We start from the raw sequence: 26,196 nt of genomic DNA on the forward strand, positions 1-26,196 counted from the left end.
GACGCTTACTTGGACTTGACCATCAGGCCGACGCGCTTGACGCCATCGGCCTTGAGCACGGACATGACGTCCAGCACGGCTTCGTACTTGACGGCCTTGTCGGCGGCGATCACCACCGGCTGGTCCGGATTCTCGTTCTGGCGCTGGTGCACGAAATCAATCAGGCCGCGCTTGTCGAGCTTGCGCTCGAACGACCCGCCCGAGCTTTCCTTGCCGCGCGCGGTGAGTTGGCCGTCCTCGTGCACGGTGACGATGATCGGCGGCGTCTGCTGCTGCGGCGTGGCGTTGGCCACCGACGGCAGGTCCACGACGGCCGGGTTCACGATCGGTGCCGCCACCATGAAGATGACGAGCAGCACGAGCATCACGTCGATATACGGCACGACATTGATGTCGGCGCTGGCCCGGCGGCGCGAACCGCCCCGGCGCTGGATGGCTGCCATGGCTGTGCTCCCCAGTCGGTTCAGCGGGTCTGCCGCTGCAGGATGTTCAGGAATTCTTCCATGAAGCTTTCGAACCGGATGGCCAGCCGGTCGATCTCGGTGGCATAGCGGTTATAGGCAATCACGGCCGGGATGGCGGCGAACAGGCCGATCGCGGTAGCGACCAGCGCCTCGGCGATGCCGGGGGCCACCGATGCAAGCGTCGCTTGCTGCACATTCGACAGGCCACGGAACGCGTTCATGATCCCCCAGACCGTGCCGAACAGGCCGATGTACGGGCTGACCGAGCCCACCGACGCCAGGAACGGCAGGTGGGATTCGAGCACGTCCATCTCGCGCTGGTACGCGGCGCGCATGGCGCGGCGGGCGGCGTCGAGCAGCGCGCCGGCGTCGTTGCTGCGCTCGCGGGCCTTCAGGAATTCACCCATGCCCGATTCGAAAATGCGTTCCAGCGCGCCGGTGTTGTGGCGGTTGTTGACGGCGCTGTTATAGAGCGCCTGCAGGTCGCCGCCGGCCCAGAAATCGCGTTCGAAGCCCTCGGTCTGGGTGCGCGCCGCGCGCAGCGCCAGATGTTTGCGGAAGATGTAGGTCCACGAGAACAGGGACATCACCAGCAGCAGGGCCATGACGGCCTGTGCCAGCAGGCTGGCGTGAAGGACCAGCGAAATGATCGACAGGTCTTGTGTGACGGTCACCGGATTCATCGAGCGTTTTTAATAGTGGCGAGAACAGGAGCAGGAATCGGGGCCGGACGGAATGTGGCCTTATCGACACATCCCACACGGATTTTGCCGCTGGCCAGCATCACGTCCCCTCGCCAGGCTTCCTGGGCGAATTGGACCGATGCCGGCCCGACCCGTTCGACGAGCGTACGGATCTCCAGCTGGTCGTCCAGCCGGGCGGGCGCATTGTATTCCACCGCGGTACTGCGTACGACGAAGACCACGCCGGACGCATCGGCAAGGGTCTGTTGTTCAATGCCGAGCGAGCGCAGCCATTCGGTCCGCGCCCGCTCGAAGAACTTGAGATAGTTGGCGTAGAACACCACGCCGCCAGCGTCGGTGTCTTCCCAGTACACGCGCAGCGGCCACACGAAATTTGGCATGGCCCGCATTGTAACGGAGCGCACTGGTTAACCCGTACGCGACTTTGCAACAGCAAGTTGCGAGCCATGCGCCACAAGCCCTTGGCCGCGCAGGCCGCACGGCGGCCCCGGGCTTGACCTCGCGGGTTGCGGCAAGCGGCCCGTTCGCATAAACTCTGCGGCAACCATTCCACCTTGCGCGACTGGCGAAGTCAGTGGGTACTACCACGAGGAAGCGCAAGATCTTTGGGCGTGAAGTTGCAAGCGCCTGCCGCTCGCCTGGGCAGCGAATGGGAAGCAGGGTGCGCCCTGCATCGGCCCGCCGCGCGTTGCGGCCCACGATGCTGGACGCCAGTGCCTTCCCCGCGCGCCCTATCCGCGAAGTTTTCCCGCTTCCATCCGAACGCCGATCCGCAACCGATCTTCATATCGACATTGCCGTCCGCTTTCCTTTTTACAGACGAGTCACGCCATGTTTGAACGCAGCCGTTTCACGATCGAACAGATCGATCCCGAAGTCTTCGCCGCCATCGAGAAAGAAAACCAGCGCCAGGAAGACCATATCGAACTGATTGCTTCCGAGAACTACACCTCGCCGGCCGTGATGGCCGCCCAGGGTTCGCAACTGACCAACAAGTACGCCGAAGGGTATCCGGGCAAGCGCTACTACGGCGGCTGCGAGTACGTGGACGTGGTGGAACAACTGGCCATCGACCGCGTGAAGCAGCTCTTCGGCGCCGAAGCCGCCAACGTGCAGCCCAATTCGGGCTCGCAGGCCAACCAGGGCGTGTTCTTCGCCATGCTCAAGCCGGGCGACACGATCATGGGCATGAGCCTGGCCGAAGGCGGCCACCTGACGCACGGCATGGCCCTGAACATGAGCGGCAAGTGGTTCAACGTGGTCAGCTACGGCCTGAACGCCCAGGAAGACATCGACTACGACGCGCTGGAAAAGCAGGCCCACGAGACCAAGCCGAAGATGATCATCGCCGGCGCCTCGGCCTTTGCCCTGCGCATCGACTTCGAACGCATCGCCAAGGTTGCCAAGGCAGTTGGCGCCTACTTCATGGTCGACATGGCGCACTACGCCGGCCTGATCGCCGCGGGCGTCTACCCGAACCCGGTGCCGCACGCCGACTTCGTGACCACCACCACCCACAAGAGCCTGCGCGGCCCGCGCGGCGGCGTGATCCTGATGAAGGCCGAGCACGAGAAGGCCATCAACTCGGCCATCTTCCCGGGTATCCAGGGCGGCCCGCTGATGCACGTGATCGCCGGCAAGGCCGTCGCGTTCAAGGAAGCGCTGCAACCGGAATTCAAGACCTACCAGCAGCAGGTGGTGAAGAACGCCGCCGTGCTGGCCGAGACGCTGATCTCGCGCGGCCTGCGCATCGTGTCGGGCAAGACCGAAAGCCACGTGATGCTGGTGGACCTGCGCGCCAAGCAGATCACCGGCAAGGAAGCCGAGAAGATCCTGGGCGACGCGCATATCACGGTCAACAAGAACGCCATCCCGAACGACCCGGAAAAGCCGTTCGTGACCTCGGGCATCCGCCTGGGCTCGCCGGCCATGACCACGCGCGGCTTCAAGGAAGAAGAAGCACGCCAGGTGGCCAACCTGATCGCCGACGTGCTGGACAACCCGCACGACGCCGCCAACATCGCCCGCGTGCGCGAGCAGGTGTCGGCGCTGACGCGCCGCTTCCCGGTGTACGGCTGATCGGCCGCGACGGTCCTTCCGCGTACCGATAGTCAGTACGCACCAACAGCGCCGCCGCCTCCGGGCGGCGGCGCCGGTTGACCCGCCGCAATCCCGCAGCAGAATTCAAAGATGCAAAATGCGGGCTGGCACATTTCTTCAGGTGGTCAGGCATGAAATGCCCCTTCTGCGGTCATTCCAATACCCAGGTCCTCGATAGCCGCGTCTCGGAAGACGGCGAAACCGTACGCCGCCGCCGCCGCTGCGAAGCCTGCGATCGCCGCTTCACCACCTACGAACGCATCGAACTGTTCTTCCCGGCCATCGTCAAGAAAAACGGCTCCCGGGTGGACTACACACGCGCCAAGCTCAAGGATTCCATGCGCCTGGCGCTGCGCAAGCGGCCGGTATCGGCCGAGGCCATCGACGAAGCCATCCTGCGCATCGAGGAAAAACTGCTGGCGTTGGGCGAGAAGGAAATTTCGAGCAGCCAGGTGGGCGAGCTGGTCATGCGCGAACTGCGCAAGCTGGACAAGATTGCCTACATCCGCTTTGCCTCGGTCTACCGCAGCTTCGAGGATGTGTCGGAATTCCGCGACGTACTCGACGAGTTTTCAACCCCTACCCCACGAAAGGGGTAGCCACTTGGCCAAAAAAGCTGTCTAATCTGCACTAGCCTCCTTTGGGTAAGGAGGCGGGCGAGCGGGCGCGCGCTCCCGTCGGACCGGATCGGACCAAACCGAACCGGCACGAACGGCAGCGCGGCAACAAACAGCCGCCAGCGGAACCGGTCCCGACAGAGGCCCGGACGCACACAGAATTCCAGCGCGCCGCGCAAAGAACAAAAAAGAACTGTCGTTTTTTGGACGGGAGTTACAAATGGGTCAATTCCGCTGCCGGGAGGCAGCCGGCTTCACCATGCTTGAAGCTTTGGTTGCTATCGTCGTGCTCGCCTTCGGCGTGCTCGGCGTGGCCAACCTGCTCGTCAAGTCTTTCCGCTTCGCCCAGCAATCTTCCTACGACATCGTGGCGCTGCAGATCGCCAACGACATGGCGGATCGCATGCGCGCGAACGACGCGCTGACCCGGGCCGGGGCCTACGACAAGTTCGACACCAGCAATGGCGCGCCCGCCATCGCCGACAACGCCAATCCCTACGTCACGCCGTGCACCGGCGACGCCAAGACCTGCGCCCCCCCTGACTGCGGCGTTCGACCAGGCCGAATGGGCTCGCATGATCGCCGCGAACCTGCCCAAGGGCCGCGCAGTGGTCTGCCGCGACGCCACGGCTTTCAACCTCGATACCGGTTACGACTGGGGCTGCGCCGTGGGACCCGGCGGCGCCACGGCTACGCCGCTGGTCGTCAAGATCGGCTGGGTCTCACGCTTTGCCGACACCGGCGGCACAGACGTGCCAGCCGGCTCGAAACTGGCCGATTCCCGCGACGCCAAGGGCGATGCCAAGCCCCAGATCGTGGTCACCATTCTCCCGGGGGTGGAGCAGTGATGCGCCGCACGATTCCAACCACCCGGCGCCGCTCCGGCGGCTACACGCTGGTCGAGCTGATGGTCACGCTGGTGCTGTCGCTGCTGCTGCTGTCGGCCGGCCTGGCGTTCTACATGATGAGTCGCAACAGCTACGCGACCATCGATGACAGCGCCAACCTGCAAGAGCGTGGCAACTTCGCCATTTCGGTGGTCACCCGGATGCTGCGGCAAACCGCCTTCACCCCGCCTGCCAGCGGCGGCGGGGGCCTGATGACGGTCGACGACCCGATGATCGACGGCAAGGACCATTGCGCGGCGCCTCAGATCACGCCCGATGCAAACGGACTGCAGCGCGTGACCTGCGGCGGCGGCGTGGCGATCAACAACAGCGACGCAGTGATGATCCGCTTCTTCGGCATCTCGAATCCCGACGGTACGCCGGACGGCTCCGTCGTGGACTGCGCGGGCATGGCCGTCGGCGCCCTCGACGAGAAGAACAAGAACACCGCCGCCAAGCAACGCGGCCTGGCCCTGCTCTACGTCGACACGGGCAGCAACGGCAAGCCGGCGCTGATGTGCAAGTACCCCGAGCGCAAGAACGGCGCGGTGGTGCCAGACAGCTACGTCACTCAGGAACTGGTGCCCGGCGTGGAAGCGTTCCAGGTGCTGTACGGCATTGCTGTCAACGACGACGAAGTCCCGGACAAGTTCGTGACCGCGGACCAGATCGGCACGAACGAATGGGACATGGTCCTGACGGCCAAGGTGGCAATGGTCGTCAGGACCGACAACCTCAACGCCACCGGCACCGACGCCGGCACCTTCAATCTGTTTGGCACGCTGGGTTCGAGCCTGCCGGACGCCTCGTACGTACCGAAGGTCGATACGAAGGCCGCACGCAAGCTCTACACGGCCACTGTGCAGTTGCACAACTACCTCACCTGCTACAAGGGAGACGTCCTATGCTTCTGACGACCCGCGTCAACAGGCTGGCGCCCCGCCGGGAGCAGGGCATCGCACTGATCACGGCCGTGATCATGCTGCTGGTCATCACGATGCTCGCCATCGCCGGCGCCCGGGCCGCGCTCGACACCAAGCGCAGCTCGCGCAACCAGCGCGACTTCGAGATCGCCTTCCAGGCCGCCGAGGCAGCACTGCGCGACGCCGAGAAGGATATCGAATCCGGCAGCCGGGCCGACTCGTTCATCCCCACCGCGCCCAAAGGCTTCATGGTCGGTTGCGGCACGGGCACCAGCAAGGCCGACCCCACGCTGGGACTGTGCGACACCACGGACACCTGGACCACCACGAACATCTGGGACCAGGTCGACTGGACAACCAAGGTTGGCCAACGGACGGTGGAATATGGCACGTTCACCGGCCTGGCCTTCCCTACCGGCGCGGGCCTGACCCCGGCCCGCAAGCCCCGCTACCTGATCGAGATCTTCCAGGACACCGAACTGGGCGAGGATGCCACCGGCACGCAGTCGCCGCCGTCGTTCATCTATCGCGTCACCGCCGTGGGATTCGGGCCGAACGACACCACGCGCGCGGTGGTGCAGACCTACTATCGGCGGGGCCAGCTACAGCCGTCCGCCACGTGATGCGGGCCGCCGGCCCGATCTCCCAACCGCTTCGCTTCTGCCTACACGCAACGGGACCTACATCATGAAGATCCTGAACCGATTGCTGCCGCTGGTTGCCCTGTGCTGGGCAACGCTCGCCGGCGCCGCCACGACCCCGACCGTCCCGACGGTCGATATCGCCAAGACGCCGCTCTATGGCAAGGTGCAGAACCTGCATCCGAACCTGATGCTGGCGCTGTCCGTGGAGTTTCCGACCACGGGCGTGGCGTACCGCGGCGCATACAGCGCCAACACCGAGTACGTCGGCTACTTCAACAGCGGCAAGTGCTACACGTACGATGCCACGAACGGCTACTTCACGATCAGCGGCAATGCGTCGGCAACCCGCACCTGCTCTGGCCAGTTCAGCGGCAACTTCATGAACTGGGCGGCCTCGTCGGCCATCGACATGCTGCGCCTGGCCATGACCGGCGGCGACCGCGTGGTCGACACCCGCACCCAGACCGTGCTCCAGCGCGCCGTGCTGCAGGCAGACTTCTTCAAGAGCGGCAGCTATTTCCCGCTGAAGACACTGTCGAAGAATGCCAATGGCGTATCGCCCAGCGAAGTCACGCCATACACGTACTCCACCCTGTACATGGCGTCGTGTGGCAACCATATCTTCTTCGCCAACTCGGATAGCAACGGATTGAGCTGCAGCAGCCTGGGCCAGTACGCGGACCAGGTCGACCGACGGGGGAACCTGACGGAACGCCGCTCGTACCGGGTGCAAGTGCAGGTCTGCGACAGCAACGAAGCCACGTCCCGGACCGATCTCTGCTACAGCTACGACGGCACCAACTACAAGCCGGTGGGCGAAATGCAGCGCAACGCCGAGCGCGTGCGCTTTGCGGCGTTCGGCTACCTGAACGACAACTACAACAACGGCAACCTGGCGCAGAGCGAACGCTACGGCGGTGTGCTGCGTGCGCCGATGAAGTACCTGGGCAATTCGGCCGTCAACACCGACCTCAAGACCATCACGAACACCGCCAAGGAATGGGATGCCTACGGCGTCTTCGCGGCCAACCCGCTCGGCGACAGCACGGGCAACAGCGGCGTGGTCAATTACCTGAACAAATTTGGCCGAACGACGATTACCAGCCTTGGCAAGCCGACCGACAACCCGACCGGCTCGTACAAGACCTACGACCCGCTGAGCGAACTGTTCTACGAATCCATCCGCTACCTGCAGTTCCACAACAAGGGTCCCACGCCGGAAGCGGTCAATAACCTGACCACGGCCAACACCGACAACTTCGCGGTCTACTCGTCCTGGAACGTCGACCCGATGCTGAACAAATGCCAGCGCAACTATGTGCTGACGATCGGCGACATCAACACCCACCAGGACAACTACGTGCCCGGCAACACCTACACCGGGCGCGGCGATCCGACGCGGGCCGTGGACAGCTACAGCGGCTTCGACGTTGTCGACTGGACCAAGCGCGTCCAGGCCATGGAAATGAACAGTCCCGACGTAGGCAACCCGTACGCGGATACCAGCACCACCATTGCCAACATGCTCTCGAGGGGGCACCCGAGCTCGTCGAACTCGTCCTACTACATGGCGGGTGTGGCGTACTGGGCGCACACGGCCGCCTTCCGTCCCGACATGCCGGACGCCCGCGTCACCACTTTCGGCATCGACGTGAACGAGGCGGGCAACGGCACGGTAGGCGACGCGCAGCGCCGCAGCCAGATTTACCTGGCGGCCAAGTACGGCGGCTTCCTGAACGCCCTCAAGGACGGCGGCAACAACGATGGCAACCCGTTCCAGACACTGGTCAACGGCAAGCTGACCAAGACCAATACCGAATGGGAAACGGCCCCCGGTTCGAAACTGCCGACCAACTGGTTCCTGGCCAGCCAGCCGGCCGACATGATCCGGTCGATCCGCAAGGTGTTCGACGTGGTGGCCAACTCCGGCGGCACACTGTCCGGCATCGCGCTGAGCAGCAACACCGTCTTCACCGACCAGACCGTCTACACCCCGGGCTTCGACAGCCAGTGGAACGGCAAGCTGACGGCCTTCCCGCTGGTGCGCGGCACCGACGGCACGGTGAGCGTGTCCGGCACCCAGAAGTGGGAAGCCGGTGCGAAGCTCGCGGGGCGCACTCCGGCCTCGCGCGTCATCTATACGCTGAACAGCCAGACCGGCACCGGCGCGCCGTTCCTGTGGGACAGCCTGTCGAAGGACCAGCAAACGGCGCTGAACCTGAATCCCGAAACCGGCAGCGCCGACGGCCTGGGCAGCAGGCGCGTGGACTACCTGCGCGGCGACCGCAGCCAGGAGAATGACGGCGCCGGCAACGGCGGCTTGTTCCGCCAGCGCCAGACCCGGCTCGGCGACATCATCAACTCGGGCCCCGTGTACGTTGGCGCCCCCCGCCCCCCTGCGTCCGGGCACCGGCTACAGCACGTTCTACTCGACCTACCAGTCGCGCACACCGGTGGTCTACGTCGGCGCCAATGACGGCATGCTGCACGGCTTCAATGCCGAGACCGGCGACGAAGTGCTGGCCTACGTGCCCAACGCGCTGTACGGCACCCTGAACCAGCTGACCTCACGCACCTACAACCACCGGCCCTATGTCGATGCCACGCCGACAATCACCGAAGCCCAGATCGGCGACAAGTGGAAGTCGGTGCTGACCGCTGGCTTTGGCGGCGGCGCCCAGGGCGTGTTCGCACTGGACGTGACCGCCCCGGACAGCTTCGGCGCCGCCAATGTGCTGTGGGAGTTCACCGACCAGCATGACAAGGACATGGGCAACGTCATGGGCCGGCCCCAGATCGCCAAGCTCATGAAGGGCAAGGACAGCAAGGGCGTGCCGCAGTATGGCTGGTACGTGATCGTGGGCAACGGCATCAACGCGAACCTGGAAGACAAGTCCTACGACGCCGACGCCCCCGCGGTGCTGTTCATCCTGTCGCTGGACAAGGCGCCCTCCGAGAACTGGCTGGAAGGCGTCAACTACTGGAAGATCAAGACGCCCGTGCCGGCCGCGGTCCCGCCCTACTCCACCGCCAACGGCCTGAGCACGCCTGCCGTGGTCGCCGGCGCGAACGGTACCGCGCTGGCCGCCTACGCGGGTGACCTGCAGGGCAACCTCTGGAAGTTCGCGCTCTCCGGCACCAGCGACACGTGGAACGCCGGCGAGAAGGGCGCCCTGCCGGCCTATGGCGGCTACCCCGGCAAGCCGATGTTCATTGCCACCGACAAGACCACGGGCACGCGCCAGCCCATCACGATGCAGCCTTCGGTGACCTATGCGCCGGGCGGCTACATGGTGTTGTTCGGTACCGGCAAGTACTACGAACTGGCCGACACCGCACCCAACCCGACGTCGGGCAACGCCTTCTACGGCATCTACGACGACAACACGCTGTCGTATGCCGGCAACCGCAGCGCCCTGAACCCGCTGACGCTGAAGTACAGCGCCGACGGCTCGACGATCCAGTTCACCGGCACGGCGATCGCGCCGGGCTTCGTGGGTCTGCGCAAGCCCGGCTGGGTAATGGACTTCCTGGACAAGACCGAGCGCCAGATCACCTCGGCGGCGCTGTCTGGCGGCCTTGTGTACTTCAACTCGATCTACACGGCCGTCGACGCCTGCAACACCGCCGGCGGCAGCCGCAGCTACACGCTGAACACGCTGACGGGGCTGCCGGTGAACGGCACATCGGGCATCCAGTCGTCCAACGGCCTGCTCGGCGCGCCGACGATCATCGTCGTGACACGCAGTTCGGACCCGCGCGGCTCAGTCGGCGGCTACATCCAGACCACCAAGACGATGGCCCTGAGCTTTGGCGCCGACGGCACCATCTCCACGTCGGGCGGCGGCCCGACCGACCCCGGCCAGAAGAAGCGCCCGGGCCGCCAGAGCTGGCGCGAAGTCCGCAACTTCAAGATTGACTGATGGAGCCCGCGATGCATACTCGACTGCGGAGCCGGCAAGCCGGCTTCACGCTGATGGAACTGATGGTGACGGTCACCGTCATCGGCATCCTGGCCGCGATTGCCTACCCGTCCTACCAGGAATTCATCCGCAAGGGTCGGCGCACCGAAGCCAAGGCGGCGCTGATGGAAAACATGCAGCTTTTCGAGCGGCATTTTTCGCAGGTGAATACCTACTACGCCGCCGGCACGACCGTCACCTGGGACGGCTACAAGAAATACTCGGGCGACAACCCCACCGGCGCGAAGTACACGATCTCGGCGATTCCCTGCACCGGTGCCGGGACACCCAACGACGGGCAGTGCGTGGAGCTGCGTGCAAAGCCGAATGCCGGCTTCGACGATCCCACGTGCGACGCGCTGGTACTGCGCAGCACCAACGAGAAGCTGGTCGCCATCGGCAGCACGGCGCCCAAGTCCGTCCCCAACTGCTGGTGACCGCCATGACCGCTACCCGGCAAAGGCTGCCGCGCCATCGCGGCTTCACGCTGATCGAGTTGATGACCACGATCGCGGTAGCCGCGGTCATCGTCGGCTTCGCCGTGCCCAGCATGGCCGCGTTCATGAAGAACCAGCGGCTGCTGACCACGGCGGACAGCCTGAACGCGGCATTGACCAAGGCGCGCACCGTGGCAGCGGCCAGCAACAGCTACATCACGGTGGCGCCGGTCGACGAAGACTGGAAGAAGGGCTGGCAGGTCTTCAACGAGCATGCGTCGCCTGACGGCAAGTACAACGGCACGGACACGCTCATCGCGCAGTACGACCCGCTGCCGGACGGCATGGAGTACGCCTACGACGCCACGAACGGCTACAAGTACATCTCGTTTTCGCCAATCGGCTATTCGCAGTCGGCCAACAAGGCGCAAATGGCGATGGCAATCATGTTCACGCTGGGCGACGCGCGGCGACTCGTCGAAGTCAGTCCCCTCGGGCGGGCCCGGGTCTGCAATCCCGCCGCCGACACGCAGTACTGCGTGATGCCGACGATCAACCAGTAGCCTGGCTGGCGCGGCCGAGGGCGGGAGCGGCCGCCCCCGGCCAGTTCCGAGCCCGGCTCGGACACACATTGACGCAACCCCGCAACGTCCCGACACGTTTCGACCCCGCTTTCGCCGCTATCTTGGCCATCCGTTCCGACCGAACCGATGCGCCATGTCTTCCGCTGTTCCCTGCCCGCTGCACCGCCCTGCCCTACGGCCGCTTCGCGCTCGCGCGGGCGGTGACGTGCTTGTTGAATCGCTGGTCTGCCTGGCGCTGGTGGGCCTGGGCGCGCTGCCGCTTGCGATGCTCGGCAGCAGTTGGCTACGCTGGAGCGGCGATCTCGAACGGCTGAACGGCACGCTGCGGGTTGTCGCCGAACAGGCGGAAGCCGGCCCGGACCGCTGGACGCTGATCGGCGGCGATGCCGACGGCGTCGCGCTGTGCGGGGCCCCGGCGGCCGGTGAAGGTTGCGCGCCGGGAGAGCGGATCGCTGTCGCCCGGCTGCCGTCGGCCCGCGCTGGCTCGCCGTTCGACATGGCGGCGCCGGCCACCCACGTCGCGTTGTGGGTGCGGCCATGATCGGGCGCCGTCGCGCGGCGGGCTTCACGCTGGCCGGGATGATGGTCGGCGTCGCGCTGGGCATGTTGGCGATGCTGGCGGTGCTGGCCTGCCTGCAGGTCGTGCGCGACGCCTACGCGAGCGTGGTCGACAGCGTGCTGATCGAAGAACGCGGGCAGCGGGCGCTCGCCATCGTGTCGCACGCGATCCGGCAGGCCGGATGGATCCCGGCGCACGTCGCGCTGGCGCCCGCTCACGCCGCGCCGGCCTCGCCCGTCGAAGGGCGGGACGATTGCGCGCAGCCGTGGCTCCAGTCCGGGCTCCAGTGCGGCCGCTCGGGCGTGCATGCCAGCGACGCGTTGCTGGTGCGCGTATCGGGCAGCGGGCTCGCCGCCGATCCCACCCTTCCCGACGGCACGATGACCGACTGCGGCGGCTACCCGCTGCCGGCCCGCGCCGTGGCGGCCGAGGGTAGCCGGCCGCCCTACCACGCATCGACCAATCTGTTCTATATCGGCACCGGCGGCGATGGCGTGCCGCAACTGCTCTGCCGCTATCCGAGCCGGCAGGGAAACCGGGTGCGGTCCGACGCGCATACCGCCGGGACCCTGGTGCGCGGCGTGGAGACGATGCAACTGCGCTATGGCGTCGACATCGACGGCGACGGCGCGCTCGACCGCTTCGTGCCGGCCGACGCCTGGCACGCCCAGGGCCCGGCTGGCTGGCACCGGGTGCGGGCCGTCCAGATCGCGCTGGTCGTGCGCGGCGACCGGCCAACGCTCGCGCCAGGTACGGTGCAGACGCTTCGGCTGTTTCCGATGGACGGTACCGATACCGCCGACGCGTACACCTTCCACCCGACGACCCATCCGCGCCTGCGGCGCCGGGCCTTCCTGACGACCGTGCGGCTGCGCAATCCGTCGCCCTGCCAGGAGTCACTATGTTGACCCGCCACCACAGTCAGGGCACCGCGCTGCTGGCATGCGTCGCCATGCTGCTGCTCCTGATGGGCGGCGTCAGCGTCGCCGCCCTGCACTTCCTGCTGGCCGGTCGGCAACTCACGAGCCAGCCGCTCGACCGCGAGATCGCATTCCGGGCCGCCGAGGCGGCCCTCCGACGGCGTCATCGGCGCCACTGTCGCGCCACGCTACCTGATCGAGATCATGGACGACCCGCCGGCCTCGGGCATGTGGCCGCGCATGCGAATCGTCGCGCTGGGTCTGGGGCGTGACCCGGATGTCCGCGTGCTGCTGCAGACGGAGTTCCAGCCATGAACGTCTGCCGTCGATTCTTGCGTCTGCTTGTTGGCCTCGCGCTGACGGCCGGAGCCATCGACAGCGCCGCCGCCATGCCCGGCCAGTTGCCGCTCGGCTATCGGATTGCGGCCGGCACCTATCCCTGGACCGGCCAACTGCACGCGCTGGCGTTCCGCACGGCGAACCTGTCTTCGCAGGCGGTGCTGACGCAATGGGAAGCCGGCGCCCAGCTCGACCGACAGGACATTCACGCCAGGCGGCTGTATCTCGGCGGCAGCCGGCTGACGCCGCTGTACTGGACGGCCCTCGACACCGAGACGCAGGCCGTGCTCGATGGCATCGAGCCCGACGGGCAGGGCGCGGCGCGGCTGGCGTGGCTGCGTGGCGACCTGCGCGACCGCACCCTGAGGCGGCGCGACACGCGGCTGGGCAGCGCCGCGGGGTCGCGCGTCCACGTGGCGGCGCCGCCGTCCTGGCAGCCGATGCAGCCCGGCCATGCGGAATTCCGCCAACGCCATGACCGACGCCCTACCATGGTCTGGCTCGGCACCCGTGACGGCTTGCTGCATGGCTTCGACGCCGTGACGGGCCGCGAGCGCGCGGCCTTCCTGCCCCGGGCGATGCTGCCGGAAGCGGCCGCTTTCACCGCCCCCAACGGGGCCATGCCTGCCGCGCCCTGCCCGCGACCGTCCAGCATCGATGCCGATATCTCGGGCGTGTGGCGGACGCTGCTACTGTGCGCCATCCCCGCAGCCAGGACGACGACGCCCGCGCGCCCGGGCACCGTATTCGTGCTCGACGTCACCACGCCGGACGCCGACACACCGATCGGCCTGCTATGGGAAGCCAGCGGCAATCCGGCGTTGCCGTTGTCAGGCAGCGGGCCCGTTGGCGCGGTGATGTGGAAACAGGACGGAATACGACGCTGGGCGGCGGGGGCGCTCGTCGCTTCGGACCGGGACGCGGGACAACGGGCCGGCCTTGCGCTGCTGCCGCTAGACCGGCCGCCCCAGCGCTGGTCGGGCACGCATGCCGTGCGTCGCATGGCGCTGCCAGCATCCGGCTGCGGCGCGCCGACCGACGCGGCCGAACTGCTGGCCGTCACCGTGCAATCCGCAGCCAGCGGCGTGGCCCGCGCGGCGTATGCGACGGATCGGCAAGGCCGGCTCTGGCGCTTTGCGCTCGACGATCTGGCCAGCCCTGCGCCGGGGCCGGCGGCGACGTGCCTCCACCGGCAGCGCGGCGTGGCCGGGCAGGCCGTGGAAGCGCCAGTCGTGGTGCAGACCGGCCAGGGCGCGCTCATCGTCTATGGCACGTCCAGCGAGTTGACGGCGGTGGCCGATGGCGCAAACCCGGCGGCGTCTGGCACGCCCGCACGTATCCTGGCGCTGCCGAGCGGCGACGGCGTCGTGCTGCGCTCGGAACGGTCCGACGCCGCCTCACGTGGAGACGGCTGGACGCTGACGCTGCCGCACGCCGGCGAGCGCATCGAGACGCTATCCAGCGCCACGCCGGTGCACCTTGGCTTTACGACACTGGACGAACACGGGCAAGCGCGCAGCTATCTCGTCGATGCCGGGACCGGCGAATCGGTCGTCGTGGCCGGCACCGATGGCTTGCCGGCCCACGCGGTCACGGGGCTACCGTGGTCCGGTGGCAATGGCGTGCCGATCGGCGTGGTGTCGCCAGTGGCCACGGGCCCGGCCACCGCGCCGGGGACGTCGGTGCGCGACACCTTCTCGCTCGACCAATGGAACGTCCGTGGCGATGTCGCCGAGCCGTTGCAGCAGGCGCGCTGGCATCGGCGCCGGGGACGGCTGGGCTGGCGCGAACTGATCCGGACCTCGCCATGACCGTGCCACGTGCCAACCCATCGCGCCGGCCCGGGTTCAGCGTCATCGAACTGCTGATCGTGCTGTGCATCGTCGTCATCCTGACGGTGATGGCCGTACCGGCGTGGCAGCGGCACGTCGAACGGAGCTGGCGGATGCAGGCGCGGGCCGAGCTGCTGTCCGCGATGCTGGCGCTCGAACGCCACGCGCTGCTGACGCTGTCCTTCGCGGCCACGCCCGGCGGCGCACACGCCGCTGGCGACTGGCCCAGGCCAGTCCCCCCGCCGCCGGCCCGGGTGCGACACTGGCTGACGGCGACCAGTTGCGCCGGCATGGACCTGTCGCGCTGCGTCGAAGTTCGCGCAGCGCCCACGCAGCCCGACCCGCGCTGCGGCACGCTGGTGCTTCGCAGTACGGGCGAGTGGCTTTCACTGCCCCCGGCCGGCGATGCGGCAGTACCAATGCCGGACGGGTGCTGACATGGCGCGCGCTGACAGGCAACCTTGGCCTCGCGGCATGACGGTCATCGAACTGCTCGTATGCCTGGCGGTGGCCGCGGTGCTGGCCGTCGTGGCGTGGCCATCGGTCGGCGCGATCCTGGCCGAACACCACGCATCCCATGCGGCGGACCGGCTGGCGGCGTCGCTGGCGCTGGCGCGGACCACCGCGTCGGCCCGGCGCATGGAGGTCAGCCTGGCGCCAATTGCCGGCGCCAACACGCTGGACCGGGGCTGGCAACTGGCCGTGGCCGGCGCGGCGGGCGGCGAAGGGGCCGGGCCGGACCCGCCATTCCTCGTGGTGCCGCTGCACGAGCGATGCCTGCACATTGCGTTGCGGGCGCCCGGCGGCGTTGCAGCCAGGCAAAGCCTGCGCTTGACACCTGTGGGATACTCACGGTCTGGGCGGGGCGGCTTTCTGGCGGCCACATTCCAGGTGCGCTGCGGCAACGCGCAGCGCCAGGTCCGGCTGGGCGCGCAGGGGCGCATCCGGATCTGCCGGCCCGGCGCCGATGCCGATTGCCAATGAGATCCAGCGGACGCGACCGGCATTGCCGCGGACCCATGACCATCCACGCTGTCCCCTGCCCGCCGTTTCACCCGACGCACTTTCAGGCCCGACTCGCCACACCATGTTCTCCGATTCCGACCACACCGCCATGGAGCAGGCCCTCGCACTCGCGGCGCGGGGCATGTTCACCACCACGCCCAACCCGCGCGTCGGCTGTGTCCTGATGAAGGATGGGCAGGTCATCGGCCAGGGCTACACCCAGCCGGCCGGCCAGGACCATGCCGAGATCCAGGCCATGAAGGACGCCATCGCGCACGGCCACGACCCCGCCGGCGCGACGGCCTACGTCACGCTGGAGCCGTGCAGCCACTTCGGGCGCACGCCGCCGTGCGCCGACGCGCTGGTCCGTGCCCGCATCGCGCGCGTGGTGGCGGCCATGGAGGACCCGAATCCGAGCGTGTCCGGGCGTGGCCTGCAGCGGCTGCGCGACGCGGGCATCGACGTCCGCTGCGGCTTGCTGGAAAAGGAAGCGCGCGATCTCAATATCGGCTTTGTCTCGCGGATGACGCGCGGCCTGCCCTGGGTGCGCGTCAAGCTGGCGGCATCGCTGGACGGCGGCACGGCGCTGCACGATGGCACCAGCCAGTGGATCACGGGCCAGGCCGCGCGCGACGACGGGCACTTCTGGCGCGCGCGCGCCTGCGCCATCCTGACCGGCATCGGCACGGTCCGCGACGACAATCCCGCGCTGACCGTGCGGGCAATTCCCACGCCGCGCCAGCCGCAGCGTGTGCTCGTCGATTCCCGGCTCGAAGTGCCGCTGGACGCCCAGATCCTGCACCGCGATACCGGTGAGTTCGCCAAACCCGTGCTGGTGTTCTGCGCCGTGGAAGACCGCGCCCGCCAGCGCGCGCTGGAGGATCGGGGGGCCGAGGTCGTGGTGCTGCCCAACCGCCACGGCAAGGTCGAACTGCGCCGCATGCTGGAAGTCCTGGGCCAGCGCGGCATCAACGAACTGCACGTGGAGGCCGGGTTCAAGCTCAACGGTTCGCTAATCCGCGAACGTTGTGCGGACGAACTGCTGCTCTACCTGGCACCGCGGCTGCTCGGCGATGCCCAGGGCATGTTCAACCTGCCGCCGCTGGCCCGGCTGGACGACGCGGTGCCGTTCCGCTGGCACGAGATCCAGCAAATCGGCGACGATCTGCGCCTGATCGCCCGCCGCGAGGACAGCATGGACTGACCCCGGCCGCGCGATCCGCATCGCGCCCCGAATCCAAGCCATCAACGCATTCAGACAAAGGCAAGCATGTTTACAGGCATTGTGGCGGCCGTCGGCCGCATCGAATCCGTTTCCCCGCTCGGCGACGCCGATGCGGGCGTCCGCCTGCGCGTGGCCGCCGGCGACCTGGACCTGTCCGACGTGGGCATCGGCGACAGCATCGCCATCCAGGGCGCCTGCATGACGGTCGTGACGCTCGCGGTTGGCCACTTCGACGTGGACGTGTCCCGCGAATCGCTGGACAAGACCGTCGGGCTCGACCAGCCCGGGCGCGTCAATCTGGAGAAAGCGCTACGCCTGGCAGACCGTCTCGGCGGGCACCTCGTGTCCGGTCACGTCGACGGGCTGGGCGAAGTGGTCCGCTTTGCCCCGGTCGGCGAATCGCACGAACTGCGCATCCGCGCCCCGCGCGAGCTGGGTCGCTACCTGGCGTACAAGGGGTCGGTGGTGGTCAATGGCGTGTCGCTGACCGTCAACAGCGTCAGCGACGAGGCCGATGGCTGCGAGTTCTCGATCAACCTGATCCCGCATACCGTGGAAGTGACCACGCTCAACGAACTGGCCGCCGGCAAGCGCGTGAACCTGGAGATCGACCTGATCGCGCGCTACGTCGAACGGATGCTGTCGGCTGCGGACGCCGACGCCAAGCGCTGATCAGGCATCGGACGGACCGGTCGGCAAGAACCGCGGCGCCCCGAGGGTGTCGAGCGTACCGTCCGCCTGCTCGACGAACAGCCCGCGCGCCACATTGTGCGGATGCCGGGCGGCTTCGGCGATGCTGAGCACTGGCGCGTAGCAGACGTCCGTGCCACCGAGCAGGCTGTCCCAGTGGGCGCGCGGCTGGCTCAGGAACCGGGCCGCAAAGCGCTGCTTCAGCGTCGGCCAGACGGCGTGGTCGTACTGGCTGGCCGGGTCGACGTCGTCGAAGCCGAGCTTCTGCAGCAGCAGCGCGTAGAACTGGGGTTCCAGTGCGCCGATGGTGACAAAGCCACCGTCGGCGCAGGCGTAGACATCGTAGAACGGCGATGCGTGGAATGGGCTCGGCGCCGGGCCGTCGAGCTGGCCATTGTTGCGGACCCACAGCGCGATGCTGCCGAGCATGCCGACCATGTCGACGATGGCGGCGTCCACCACGCGCCCGTGTCCGGTGGCGCGGGCGTCGAGCATCGCGCAGACCATGCCGAAGGCCAGGCCCAGCGCGCCGCCGGCGTCGCCCAGGACCGTCGGCGGGGTGATTGGCGCCTGGCCGGGCCGGGCCGACAGGGACAACATTCCGGTCAGCGCCACGTAGTTCAGATCGTGCCCGGCGGTCTGTGCCAGCGGGCCGGCCTGGCCCCAGCCGGTCATCCGGCCGTAGACCAGCCGAGGGTTCCGGGCGGCGCAATCGGCCGGACCAAGGCCCAGCCGCTCCATCACGCCGGGCCGGTTGCCTTCGATCAGGCCGTCGGCGGCGGCCACCAGGCACATCGCCTCGGCGTGGTCGGCCGGCTGCTTGAGGTCCAGCAGCACGATGGTCTTGCCGCGCCGCAGCGGGCTGGGCTTGTCGCCGCCGAGCTGGTTGGCCACGGCGCCGCGCTGGGGCCGGGCCACGACTGTCACCTCGGCGCCCATGTCGGCCAGCATCCGGCCGGCCAGCGGTCCGGGCCCGAGGCCCTCGAATTCGACGATGCGGATGCCCTGCAATGGCGGCTTCATGCGCAAACTCCCGGCCGGTCAGTCCCGGCGATGGCTGGCGTGCGGCGACGCGACCCTATCGATATGCCGCCGAATCCACTTGGGCGCAACCCGGGCCAACCCGCCCCCCGGAGCCCGGCGGCACGGCTTGCGAACGGGGCGATGGGGGGCGGCATGTCGTACAATAGCGGCCTTGATTTCGCCGGTATCGCGGCATCCGCGCCGGCCTGCCCGCCTGATTGCTCGCATTCCGCATCCCCGCCTGCCACTGAACGCCGCCCCAAGCCATGACAATCGCCCGTACTGAAGACATCATCGCCGACATCCGCGCCGGCCGCATGGTCATCCTCGTCGACGAGGAAGACCGCGAGAACGAGGGCGACCTGGTGCTGGCAGCCGATTTCGTCACGCCCGAGGCGATCAACTTCATGGCCAAGTACGGCCGCGGCCTGATCTGCCTGACGCTGACCGCCGAACGCTGCCGCCAGCTGGAGCTGTATCCCATGGTGTCGCGCAACGGCACGGTGCATGGCACGAACTTCACGGTGTCGATCGAGGCCGCCGAAGGCGTGACCACCGGCATCTCGGCCGCCGACCGCGCCCGTACGGTGCAGGCGGCGGTGGCGCGCGACGCCAGGGCGTCGGACCTGGTGCAGCCCGGCCACATCTTCCCGCTGACGGCCCAACCCGGCGGCGTGCTGATCCGCGCTGGCCACACCGAGGCCGGCTGCGACCTGGGCGCGCTGGCCGGCCTGACCCCGGCGGCCGTGATCTGCGAGATCATGAAGGACGACGGCACGATGGCGCGCCTGCCCGACCTGGTCGAGTTCGCGCGCGAGCACGATCTCAAGATCGGCACGATTGCCGACCTGATCCACTACCGCAGCCGCACCGAGAGCATCATCGAACGCATGGGCGAGCGCGACATGCAGACGCCGTGGGGCCAGTTCCGCAGCGTGATGTACCGCGACAAGGCGTCGGGCCGCGCGCACCTGGCCTTCGTGAAGGGCCAGCCGCACCCCGAGCAGGAAACGCTGGTGCGCGTGCACGAGCCGCTGTCGGTGCTGGACCTGCTCGAAGCCAGCCGCACCACCCATTCGTGGAGCGTGCCGGCCGCGCTGGAAGTGCTGCACGGCGCCGAGCGCGGCGTGGTGGTGCTGCTGAATTGCGGCGACGCCCCGGAGCAGTTGTTCGAACAATTCGCGGCGCTGGACGCCCCGCAGGACCGTCCGCGCCGCAAGCCGGACTTGCGCACCTACGGCGTGGGCGCCCAGATCCTGCGCGACGTGGGCGTGGGCAAGATGCGGGTGCTGGGCTCGCCGGGCAAGATGCCCAGCATGACCGGTTACGACCTGGAAATCGTCGGCTGCCAGCCCATGGAAGGCGAGCCGGCCTGCGACTGATCGGCCGGGCGGCCTCTGTCTCCGCCCGCCATACGGCATCACACGGCATGACGCGGCATCGGCCCCAACCCGCCGGTGCCTGACCCCAACAACGGAGAAATGACAATGGATCACGGCTTCTACGAGAGCAACCTCGACGGTGAAGGCCTGCGCATCGGTATCGTGCAGGCGCGCTTCAACGAGCCCGTCTGCGACGAACTGCGCGAAGCCTGCACGGCCGAGCTGGAAAAGCTGGGCGTCGAGGGCGAGGACACGCTGCTGGTGACCGTGCCGGGCGCGCTGGAAGTGCCGCTGGCCCTGCAGAAGATGGCCGAGAGCGGCCAGTTCGACGCGCTGATCGCGCTGGGCGCCGTGGTGCGCGGCGAGACCTACCACTTCGAACTGGTCTCGAACGAATCGGGCGCCGGCATCACGCGCGTGGGGCTGGATTTCAACGTGCCCATCGCCAACGGCATCCTGACCGTCGACACCGACGCGCAGGCCCATGCCCGCACCCGCGAGAAGGGCCGCGACTGCGCCCGGACCGCCGTGGAAATGGCCAACCTGGTGGTGGCCCTGGATTCGCTGCGCGAGAACGATGGCGACGACGAAGACGACGAGGAAGATGATGAGTAATGCGCCCGACAACGGCGACGCGAACGACGTTGGCGCCAAGCCGGCCGGCGCGAAGCCCCGCACCGAACCGAAGGCCCCGCCCAAGAGCGCGCGCCGCCGGTCCCGGGAACTGGCCCTGCAGGGCCTGTACCAGTGGCTGCTGAATCGCAACGATATTGGTGCGATTCAGGCCCACCTGCATGACGCGCAAGGCTTCAACAAGGCCGACCGCGAGCATTTCGATGCGCTGCTGGGCGGCGCCGTACGCGAGGAATCGCGCCTGACCGCCGCGTTCGAGCCGTTCCTGGACCGTACGGTCGACGAACTGTCGCCGGTGGAGCGCGCCGCGCTGCTGGTGGGCAGCTACGAACTCGTGCACTGCCTGGACATCCCGTACAAGGTCGTCATCAACGAGGCCGTGGAGCTGACCAAGACCTTTGGCGGCGTCGAGGGCTACAAGTACGTGAACGGCGTGCTGGACAAGCTTGCCGCCCAGGTGCGCGCGGCCGAGGTGGCGGCGCGGCGCTGAGCGTCGTCCTGGCGCCTGCCCGGGCATTGCCCGGCCGCCAGGTTGCCGTCCCGATAGTTGTTGCCTTCCGGCCGATGGCATCCGATGATGCCTGTTGACGCCCGTTGGCCGGCATGACACCCGCCCCGGCGGGTGTTTTCATTTGAACCGCTGATCTTTCGCCCTTCAGTCATGGACTACGCCCGCATTGCCACCGCTTCCCGCCTTGCCAACATCGAGGCCTTCCATGTGATGGAACTGGCCAAGCAGGCGGCCGAGCTGGAGCGGGCTGGCCGGCACATCATCCACATGGGAATCGGCGAGCCCGATTTCACGGCGGCGGCGCCGGTCGTCCACGCGGCCGAGGTGGCCATGCGGCGCGGCGTCACGCAGTACACGGGCGCGCTGGGCATCCACGCGCTGCGCGAGGCCATCGCCGGCTACTACAAGACCGCGTACGGGATCGACATTCCCGAGCGGCGCGTGATCGTGACGGCCGGGGCGTCGGGCGCGCTGCTGCTGGCGTGCGCGGTGCTGGTCGAGATTGGCGCCGAGGTGCTGATGCCCGACCCGAGCTATCCGTGCAACCGGCACTTCGTGGCGGCCTTCGACGGCCACGCCAAAATGATCCCGAGCGGCCCCGCCGAACGCTTCCAGCTCACCGCCGCCCAGGTGGCCGCCAACTGGGGCGAGAAAACGCGCGGCGTGCTGCTGGCGTCGCCCTCGAATCCCACGGGCACGTCGATCCTGCCGGACGAACTGAAGGCAATTCTGGCGGAAGTGCGAGAGCGGCGCGGCTTCGCGATCCTGGACGAGATCTACCAGGGCCTGTCGTACGACGCCCCGCCGGTCTCGGCCCTGTCGCTGGACGACAACGTGGTGACCGTCAACAGCTTCTCGAAGTACTTCAACATGACGGGCTGGCGGCTCGGCTGGCTGGTCGTGCCCGATGCGCTGGTCCCGGCCTTCGAGAAAGTGGCGCAGAACCTGTTTATCTGCGCGTCGGCCGTGGCCCAGCACGCGGCCGTGGCCTGCTTCTCGCCCGAGGCGCTGGCGATCTACGACGAGCGCAAGGCCGAGTTCCACCGCCGCCGCGACGCCATCCTGCCCGCACTGGAGGCCCTGGGCCTGCGCGTGCCGGTCAAGCCCGACGGCGCGTTCTACGTCTACGCCGACTGCCGCCACGTGAACCACCCCGCCGCCGGCAACGCCGACAAGCTGACGCAGGCCATCCTGCACGACGCCGGCGTGGTCATGGTGCCCGGCACCGATTTCGGCCCGCACACGGCCAACGACTACATCCGCATCTCGTATGCGACGTCGATGGCCAATATCGAGGAAGCGATGGACCGGATGCATCATTTCCTGCGATGAGGCGGGTTGGCGGCCCCTGCGGCACCGGCGTCGTCATCGTCATCGCCAAATGAAAAAGGCACCCCGAGGGGTGCCTTTCCTTTGCCTGCGCACTGGCGCACTAGCGGGCCAGCCGTGGCGGGCCCGAGCGGGGATCAGGCCGCCTGTGCCGTGTTGCCCGATGCCTCGAGCTTCTCGCCGTTCTGGTGGTGCTCGGCCTGCGTCTTGTCGTCGCCGGCCGCCTTGGCGGTGGCCGTGTCGGCATTCGAGAGGCCCAGCAGGGCCCGCAGCCGCGCACGCTCGGCCAGCACCTTGGCGCCGTAGCCGCCGTCGGTATTGGTCGTGGCGCCCACGTAGTACTTCAGGCCGCCTTCGATCGTACCGGCGCGGGCGATGCAGTCCTTCAGCACCAGCGCGCCGATCTTGATGTTGGCGTACGGGTTCAGGGCCGCGGTCACGCCGCCCACCGCCTCGTACTTGTCCTGGTGGACCTTGGTCATCACCTGCATCAGGCCCTGCGCACCGACACCGCTTTCGGCGTACGGGTTGAAGCTCGACTCGATCGCGATCACGCCCAGGATCAGCAGCGGATCGATGCCAACCTCGCGGCCGGTCATGTAGGCCGCCTTGACCAGTTGCGCGGTCGCCTGCGTCGCCACGCGATACTTGCGGGCGATGTAGTCGGCCACGGCCGCCTGCTCACGGGCGGACCCGAGGGCGCTCGTGTTGCGGGCGTCCAGCGCCACGCGCTGCACCGGAATCTGGGCAGCCAGGTGCTGCCACCGACGGTACCTTGCCGGCCGGCGTCTGGCTCCACTCGTCCACGCCCGACACGGTCGGCAGGCCCTTGGCCTTGACCGGGGTCGTGGCCAGCAGGCGCGCGGCGGCCGCATCGGCAGACATCGACGGCACGGGCGTGCTTGCCACGGCGTTGATCGTGCTGACCGCCTGCGCGTTAGCCACGGCGGCGTCCACCAGCACGGCAGGCGCTTCGTTGCCCGCCAGCGCGCCGGCCAGCGAGGTGCGCCATTGCTGGCTGACGGTGAGGGTGACCGCTGCGGCCACCGACAGCACCCCGAGGCTGTTCAGGGTGTACTTCAAGGTTGTGCGGCCGCCGCGCAGCAACGCGCGGCCTGCCACCGGATGGGCCAGACGCACTTGCAGTGCGCGGCTCACACCGGGTACCGGCTGTCTGAAGCGGACCTGCAATGCCCGCCCGATGCCGGGAAGATGAAGGGTTTTCCAACCGCTCATGCTTACCTCCATCCGTCGCCCGCTGCGCGCGCCCGACAACTGCGCGTGCCCGATCTCAACGTATTCAAGTAAGGATGCTGCGCCACCTAGCAGGGGTGTCCAAGCATCTGTTGGCGGGCGCTCCCCATGCGCCCAACGAGAAACAGGGTACAGCTTGGGGAGCCGCACCCTGCCACGAATCACTCAATACGACCCCAGCCTCCCGCCGGGGGACCGCGCGCCGGGCACCTCGGAGGGGCCGCTTGGCTGGCGGTCGATGGGGACATGTCGACGCTGCTTTTTTCGCTGGCACCTCTTGACAGCAGGCGCCCGGCTATGTTGCAACGCAACACCCCACAGAGCAGACCGGATTGTAGGAACGCTTTTATAACCCGTCAAGCATAAGAACTCGAAAAATTACTACTTCAAGCAATATGTAACAATGACTTTTACAGCACCCCGCGACAAGTCAGTTTCCCGGAATCGCAGGCCCGACCTAGCCTCGCAAATGTCTGGACAAAGGCCCGAACTCGTAACTTGCTTACAATTTCCTGGCGCATTTCGACACGATTTTTTTGCGCCGTTGAGGCCGCGTGTGTATCGTCACACACACCGCATCCGCCCGTCCTGCCATGGCGCGGCGCCACATCCCGAACCAAAATCACCATGCAATACAAAGATTTACGCGATTTCATCGGCCAGCTCGAACAGCGTGGCGACCTGCGCCGCGTGACCGCGCCGGTATCGCCGAACCTGGAGATGACCGAGATCTGCGACCGCCTGCTGCGCGCCAACGGCCCGGCGGTCTTGTTCGAGGCGCCGCGCCGTGACGATGGGGATATCTATAAAGTACCTGTTCTGGCAAATCTGTTCGGGACGACACAAAGAGTGGCACTGGGCATGGGCGCGTCCACGCTGGAGGACCTGCGCGACATCGGCCGCGTGCTGTCCGCGCTCAAGGAGCCCGAGCCGCCGCGCGGCCTGAAGGAAGCCGGCAAGCTGTTCACACTGGTCAAGTCCGTCTGGGACATGGCGCCCAAGCGCGTCAGCAGCCCGGCCTGCCAGGAGATCGTCTGGGAGGGCAACGACGTCGACCTGGCGCGTCTGCCGATCCAGACCTGCTGGCCCGACGACGCCGCCCCGCTCATCACCTGGGGCCTGGTCGTGACCAAGGGCCCGCACAAGAAGCGCCAGAACCTGGGCATCTACCGCCAGCAGGTGATCAGCCGCAACCAGGTGATCATGCGCTGGCTGGCGCATCGGGGCGGCGCGCTCGATTTCCGCGAGCACGCGCTGGCCAACCCCGGTCAGCCGTTTCCGATCGCCGTGGCGCTGGGCGCCGACCCGGCGACGATCCTGGGCGCCGTGACGCCCGTGCCCGACACGCTGTCCGAATACCAGTTCGCCGGCCTGTTGCGCGGCAGCCGCACCGCGCTGGCAAGCTGCCTGACGCCGACGCTTGGCGAGCTGTCGGTGCCGGCCTCGGCCGAGTTCGTGCTCGAAGGCCATATCCAGCCCGATCCGAACCATCCGTCGGGCTACCAGCACGCGCTGGAAGGTCCCTACGGCGACCACACCGGCTACTACAACGAGCAGGACTGGTTCCCGGTCTTCACGATCGACCGCATCACCATGCGGCGCGACCCGATCTACCACTCGACCTACACCGGCAAGCCGCCCGACGAGCCGGCCGTGCTGGGCGTGGCGCTCAACGAGGTGTTCGTCCCGCTGCTGCAGAAGCAATTCCCGGAAATCACCGATTTCTACCTGCCGCCTGAAGGCTGCAGCTATCGCATGGCCGTGGTGCGGATGAAAAAGCAGTACGCCGGCCACGCCAAGCGGGTGATGTTCGGCGTCTGGAGCTTCCTGCGGCAGTTCATGTACACCAAGTTCATCATCGTGGTGGACGACGACATCGACGCCCGCGACTGGAAGGAGGTGATCTGGGCCATCACCACGCGCGTGGATCCGACCCGCGACACCGTGATGGTGGACAACACGCCGATCGACTATCTCGACTTCGCCTCGCCGGTGTCCGGGCTGGGCTCGAAGATGGGCATCGACGCCACCGACAAGTGGCCCGGCGAGACCACCCGCGAATGGGGCACGCCGATCCAGATGGACCCGGCCGTCAAGACCCGCGTCGACGCCATCTGGGGCACGCTGTTCGAAGCCGGCAAGTAGCCCGGCAGCCACTGCGGCGGTCCGCTA

26 protein-coding genes, 2 pseudogenes and 1 riboswitch are annotated in these 26,196 nt (G+C 67.6%); of the genes and pseudogenes, 23 read left to right on the forward strand and 5 right to left on the reverse strand.

Annotated elements, in window-relative coordinates; genetic code table 11:
* Positions 1-5: 5 nt before the first annotated feature.
* From tolR to ybgC, 3 genes are read right to left on the reverse strand one after another with little or no spacing between them, the layout of a single operon-like run.
* On the reverse strand, positions 6-443 hold the full coding sequence (gene tolR, locus EPAKOI_RS11915) for a protein TolR (RefSeq protein WP_124683526.1): 438 nt from the start codon (positions 441-443) through the stop codon (positions 6-8).
* A gap of 20 nt (positions 444-463) precedes the next feature.
* The gene (gene tolQ, locus EPAKOI_RS11920) at positions 464-1,147 is read right to left on the reverse strand and encodes a protein TolQ (RefSeq protein WP_061956800.1); all 684 of its coding nucleotides are present in this window, start codon (positions 1,145-1,147) and stop codon (positions 464-466) included.
* Positions 1,144-1,548 carry a tol-pal system-associated acyl-CoA thioesterase gene (ybgC, locus tag EPAKOI_RS11925; protein ID WP_124683525.1) on the reverse strand — a complete coding sequence of 135 codons (405 nt, stop codon included), beginning with the start codon at positions 1,546-1,548 and terminating at the stop codon, positions 1,144-1,146. The genes tolQ and ybgC overlap by 4 nt, the downstream gene beginning before the upstream one ends.
* Positions 1,549-1,716: 168 nt before the next feature.
* Positions 1,717-1,819: riboswitch (ZMP/ZTP riboswitch) on the forward strand.
* A gap of 180 nt (positions 1,820-1,999) precedes the next feature.
* Between ybgC and glyA the strand changes: the two genes are divergently transcribed.
* The 18 genes and pseudogenes from glyA (at position 2,000) to EPAKOI_RS12015 (ending at position 17,874) form a co-directional block, all read left to right on the forward strand.
* Positions 2,000-3,247, forward strand: a complete 1,248-nt coding sequence (gene glyA, locus EPAKOI_RS11930; RefSeq protein WP_124683524.1) for a serine hydroxymethyltransferase — start codon at positions 2,000-2,002, stop codon at positions 3,245-3,247.
* Between the two features lie 152 nt (positions 3,248-3,399).
* Positions 3,400-3,867, forward strand: coding sequence for a transcriptional regulator NrdR (gene nrdR / locus EPAKOI_RS11935; RefSeq protein WP_124683523.1), 468 nt, complete (start codon positions 3,400-3,402; stop codon positions 3,865-3,867).
* A gap of 277 nt (positions 3,868-4,144) precedes the next feature.
* Positions 4,145-4,360 (forward strand): annotated as a pseudogene (gene pilV / locus EPAKOI_RS11940) (type IV pilus modification protein PilV); the annotation flags it as partial.
* Positions 4,361-4,460: 100 nt separating this feature from the next.
* Positions 4,461-4,733 carry a hypothetical protein gene (locus tag EPAKOI_RS11945; RefSeq protein WP_423193534.1) on the forward strand — a complete coding sequence of 91 codons (273 nt, stop codon included), beginning with the start codon at positions 4,461-4,463 and terminating at the stop codon, positions 4,731-4,733.
* The gene (locus EPAKOI_RS11950) at positions 4,733-5,686 is read left to right on the forward strand and encodes a PilW family protein (protein WP_423193516.1); all 954 of its coding nucleotides are present in this window, start codon (positions 4,733-4,735) and stop codon (positions 5,684-5,686) included. Before EPAKOI_RS11945 ends, EPAKOI_RS11950 begins: the two co-directional genes overlap by 1 nt.
* Positions 5,677-6,318, forward strand: a complete 642-nt coding sequence (locus tag EPAKOI_RS11955) for a pilus assembly PilX family protein (RefSeq protein ID WP_124683520.1) — start codon at positions 5,677-5,679, stop codon at positions 6,316-6,318. The genes EPAKOI_RS11950 and EPAKOI_RS11955 overlap by 10 nt, the downstream gene beginning before the upstream one ends.
* 64 nt (positions 6,319-6,382) lie before the next feature.
* Positions 6,383-8,815 (forward strand): hypothetical protein, encoded by a 2,433-nt coding sequence (locus EPAKOI_RS11960; protein WP_423192290.1) that lies wholly within the window; start codon positions 6,383-6,385, stop codon positions 8,813-8,815.
* Positions 8,718-10,262, forward strand: a complete 1,545-nt coding sequence (locus tag EPAKOI_RS11965) for a pilus assembly protein (RefSeq protein WP_423192291.1) — start codon at positions 8,718-8,720, stop codon at positions 10,260-10,262. The genes EPAKOI_RS11960 and EPAKOI_RS11965 overlap by 98 nt, the downstream gene beginning before the upstream one ends.
* An 11-nt stretch (positions 10,263-10,273) precedes the next feature.
* Positions 10,274-10,738: a type IV pilin protein gene (locus tag EPAKOI_RS11970; protein WP_423192292.1), complete on the forward strand. Its 465-nt coding sequence runs from the start codon at positions 10,274-10,276 to the stop codon at positions 10,736-10,738.
* Between the two features lie 5 nt (positions 10,739-10,743).
* Positions 10,744-11,301 (forward strand): GspH/FimT family pseudopilin, encoded by a 558-nt coding sequence (locus tag EPAKOI_RS11975; protein WP_423192293.1) that lies wholly within the window; start codon positions 10,744-10,746, stop codon positions 11,299-11,301.
* Between the two features lie 226 nt (positions 11,302-11,527).
* The gene (locus tag EPAKOI_RS11980) at positions 11,528-11,863 is read left to right on the forward strand and encodes a hypothetical protein (RefSeq protein ID WP_423192294.1); all 336 of its coding nucleotides are present in this window, start codon (positions 11,528-11,530) and stop codon (positions 11,861-11,863) included.
* Positions 11,860-12,789, forward strand: coding sequence for a PilW family protein (locus EPAKOI_RS11985; protein WP_423192295.1), 930 nt, complete (start codon positions 11,860-11,862; stop codon positions 12,787-12,789). Before EPAKOI_RS11980 ends, EPAKOI_RS11985 begins: the two co-directional genes overlap by 4 nt.
* Positions 12,790-13,005: 216 nt before the next feature.
* On the forward strand, positions 13,006-13,116 hold the full coding sequence (locus EPAKOI_RS11990; protein ID WP_423192296.1) for a hypothetical protein: 111 nt from the start codon (positions 13,006-13,008) through the stop codon (positions 13,114-13,116).
* Between the two features lie 17 nt (positions 13,117-13,133).
* Positions 13,134-14,951: a pilus assembly protein PilY gene (locus EPAKOI_RS11995; RefSeq protein WP_423192297.1), complete on the forward strand. Its 1,818-nt coding sequence runs from the start codon at positions 13,134-13,136 to the stop codon at positions 14,949-14,951.
* Positions 14,948-15,409 (forward strand): type IV pilin protein, encoded by a 462-nt coding sequence (locus tag EPAKOI_RS12000; RefSeq protein WP_423192298.1) that lies wholly within the window; start codon positions 14,948-14,950, stop codon positions 15,407-15,409. The genes EPAKOI_RS11995 and EPAKOI_RS12000 overlap by 4 nt, the downstream gene beginning before the upstream one ends.
* A 37-nt stretch (positions 15,410-15,446) precedes the next feature.
* On the forward strand, positions 15,447-15,956 hold the full coding sequence (locus EPAKOI_RS12005) for a GspH/FimT family protein (RefSeq protein WP_423192299.1): 510 nt from the start codon (positions 15,447-15,449) through the stop codon (positions 15,954-15,956).
* Positions 15,957-16,059: 103 nt separating this feature from the next.
* Positions 16,060-17,181 (forward strand): bifunctional diaminohydroxyphosphoribosylaminopyrimidine deaminase/5-amino-6-(5-phosphoribosylamino)uracil reductase RibD, encoded by a 1,122-nt coding sequence (gene ribD / locus EPAKOI_RS12010; protein ID WP_124683511.1) that lies wholly within the window; start codon positions 16,060-16,062, stop codon positions 17,179-17,181.
* Positions 17,182-17,247: 66 nt separating this feature from the next.
* Entirely contained in the window at positions 17,248-17,874 is a 627-nt protein-coding gene (locus EPAKOI_RS12015) for a riboflavin synthase (RefSeq protein ID WP_124683510.1), read from the forward strand.
* On the opposite strand, the gene EPAKOI_RS12020 is transcribed toward EPAKOI_RS12015, so the two are convergent.
* Positions 17,875-18,915 carry a CaiB/BaiF CoA transferase family protein gene (locus EPAKOI_RS12020; RefSeq protein WP_423192300.1) on the reverse strand — a complete coding sequence of 347 codons (1,041 nt, stop codon included), beginning with the start codon at positions 18,913-18,915 and terminating at the stop codon, positions 17,875-17,877.
* A 266-nt stretch (positions 18,916-19,181) separates the two neighbouring features.
* Between EPAKOI_RS12020 and ribBA the strand changes: the two genes are divergently transcribed.
* The 4 genes from ribBA to EPAKOI_RS12040 all read left to right on the forward strand — a co-directional run bounded on the left by ribBA (position 19,182) and on the right by EPAKOI_RS12040 (position 22,773).
* Positions 19,182-20,297 (forward strand): bifunctional 3,4-dihydroxy-2-butanone-4-phosphate synthase/GTP cyclohydrolase II, encoded by a 1,116-nt coding sequence (gene ribBA / locus EPAKOI_RS12025; RefSeq protein ID WP_423192301.1) that lies wholly within the window; start codon positions 19,182-19,184, stop codon positions 20,295-20,297.
* 105 nt (positions 20,298-20,402) lie between these two features.
* Complete coding sequence (ribH, locus tag EPAKOI_RS12030) at positions 20,403-20,912, forward strand: 6,7-dimethyl-8-ribityllumazine synthase (protein WP_124685052.1); 510 nt, start codon at positions 20,403-20,405, stop codon at positions 20,910-20,912.
* Complete coding sequence (nusB, locus tag EPAKOI_RS12035) at positions 20,905-21,420, forward strand: transcription antitermination factor NusB (protein WP_124685053.1); 516 nt, start codon at positions 20,905-20,907, stop codon at positions 21,418-21,420. Before ribH ends, nusB begins: the two co-directional genes overlap by 8 nt.
* Positions 21,421-21,591: 171 nt before the next feature.
* Positions 21,592-22,773 (forward strand): pyridoxal phosphate-dependent aminotransferase, encoded by a 1,182-nt coding sequence (locus EPAKOI_RS12040; protein ID WP_124683507.1) that lies wholly within the window; start codon positions 21,592-21,594, stop codon positions 22,771-22,773.
* Between the two features lie 134 nt (positions 22,774-22,907).
* On the opposite strand, the pseudogene EPAKOI_RS12045 reads toward EPAKOI_RS12040, so the two are convergent.
* Positions 22,908-24,006, reverse strand: a pseudogene (locus EPAKOI_RS12045) (transglycosylase SLT domain-containing protein).
* A gap of 645 nt (positions 24,007-24,651) precedes the next feature.
* Here EPAKOI_RS12045 and ubiD point away from each other — a divergent pair.
* Complete coding sequence (gene ubiD / locus EPAKOI_RS12050; RefSeq protein ID WP_423192302.1) at positions 24,652-26,169, forward strand: 4-hydroxy-3-polyprenylbenzoate decarboxylase; 1,518 nt, start codon at positions 24,652-24,654, stop codon at positions 26,167-26,169.
* Positions 26,170-26,196 lie beyond the last annotated feature (27 nt).

Source organism: Cupriavidus sp. H18C2 (genome assembly GCF_049393795.1).
GTDB classification, from domain to species: Bacteria; Pseudomonadota; Gammaproteobacteria; order Burkholderiales; family Burkholderiaceae; genus Cupriavidus; species Cupriavidus pauculus_C.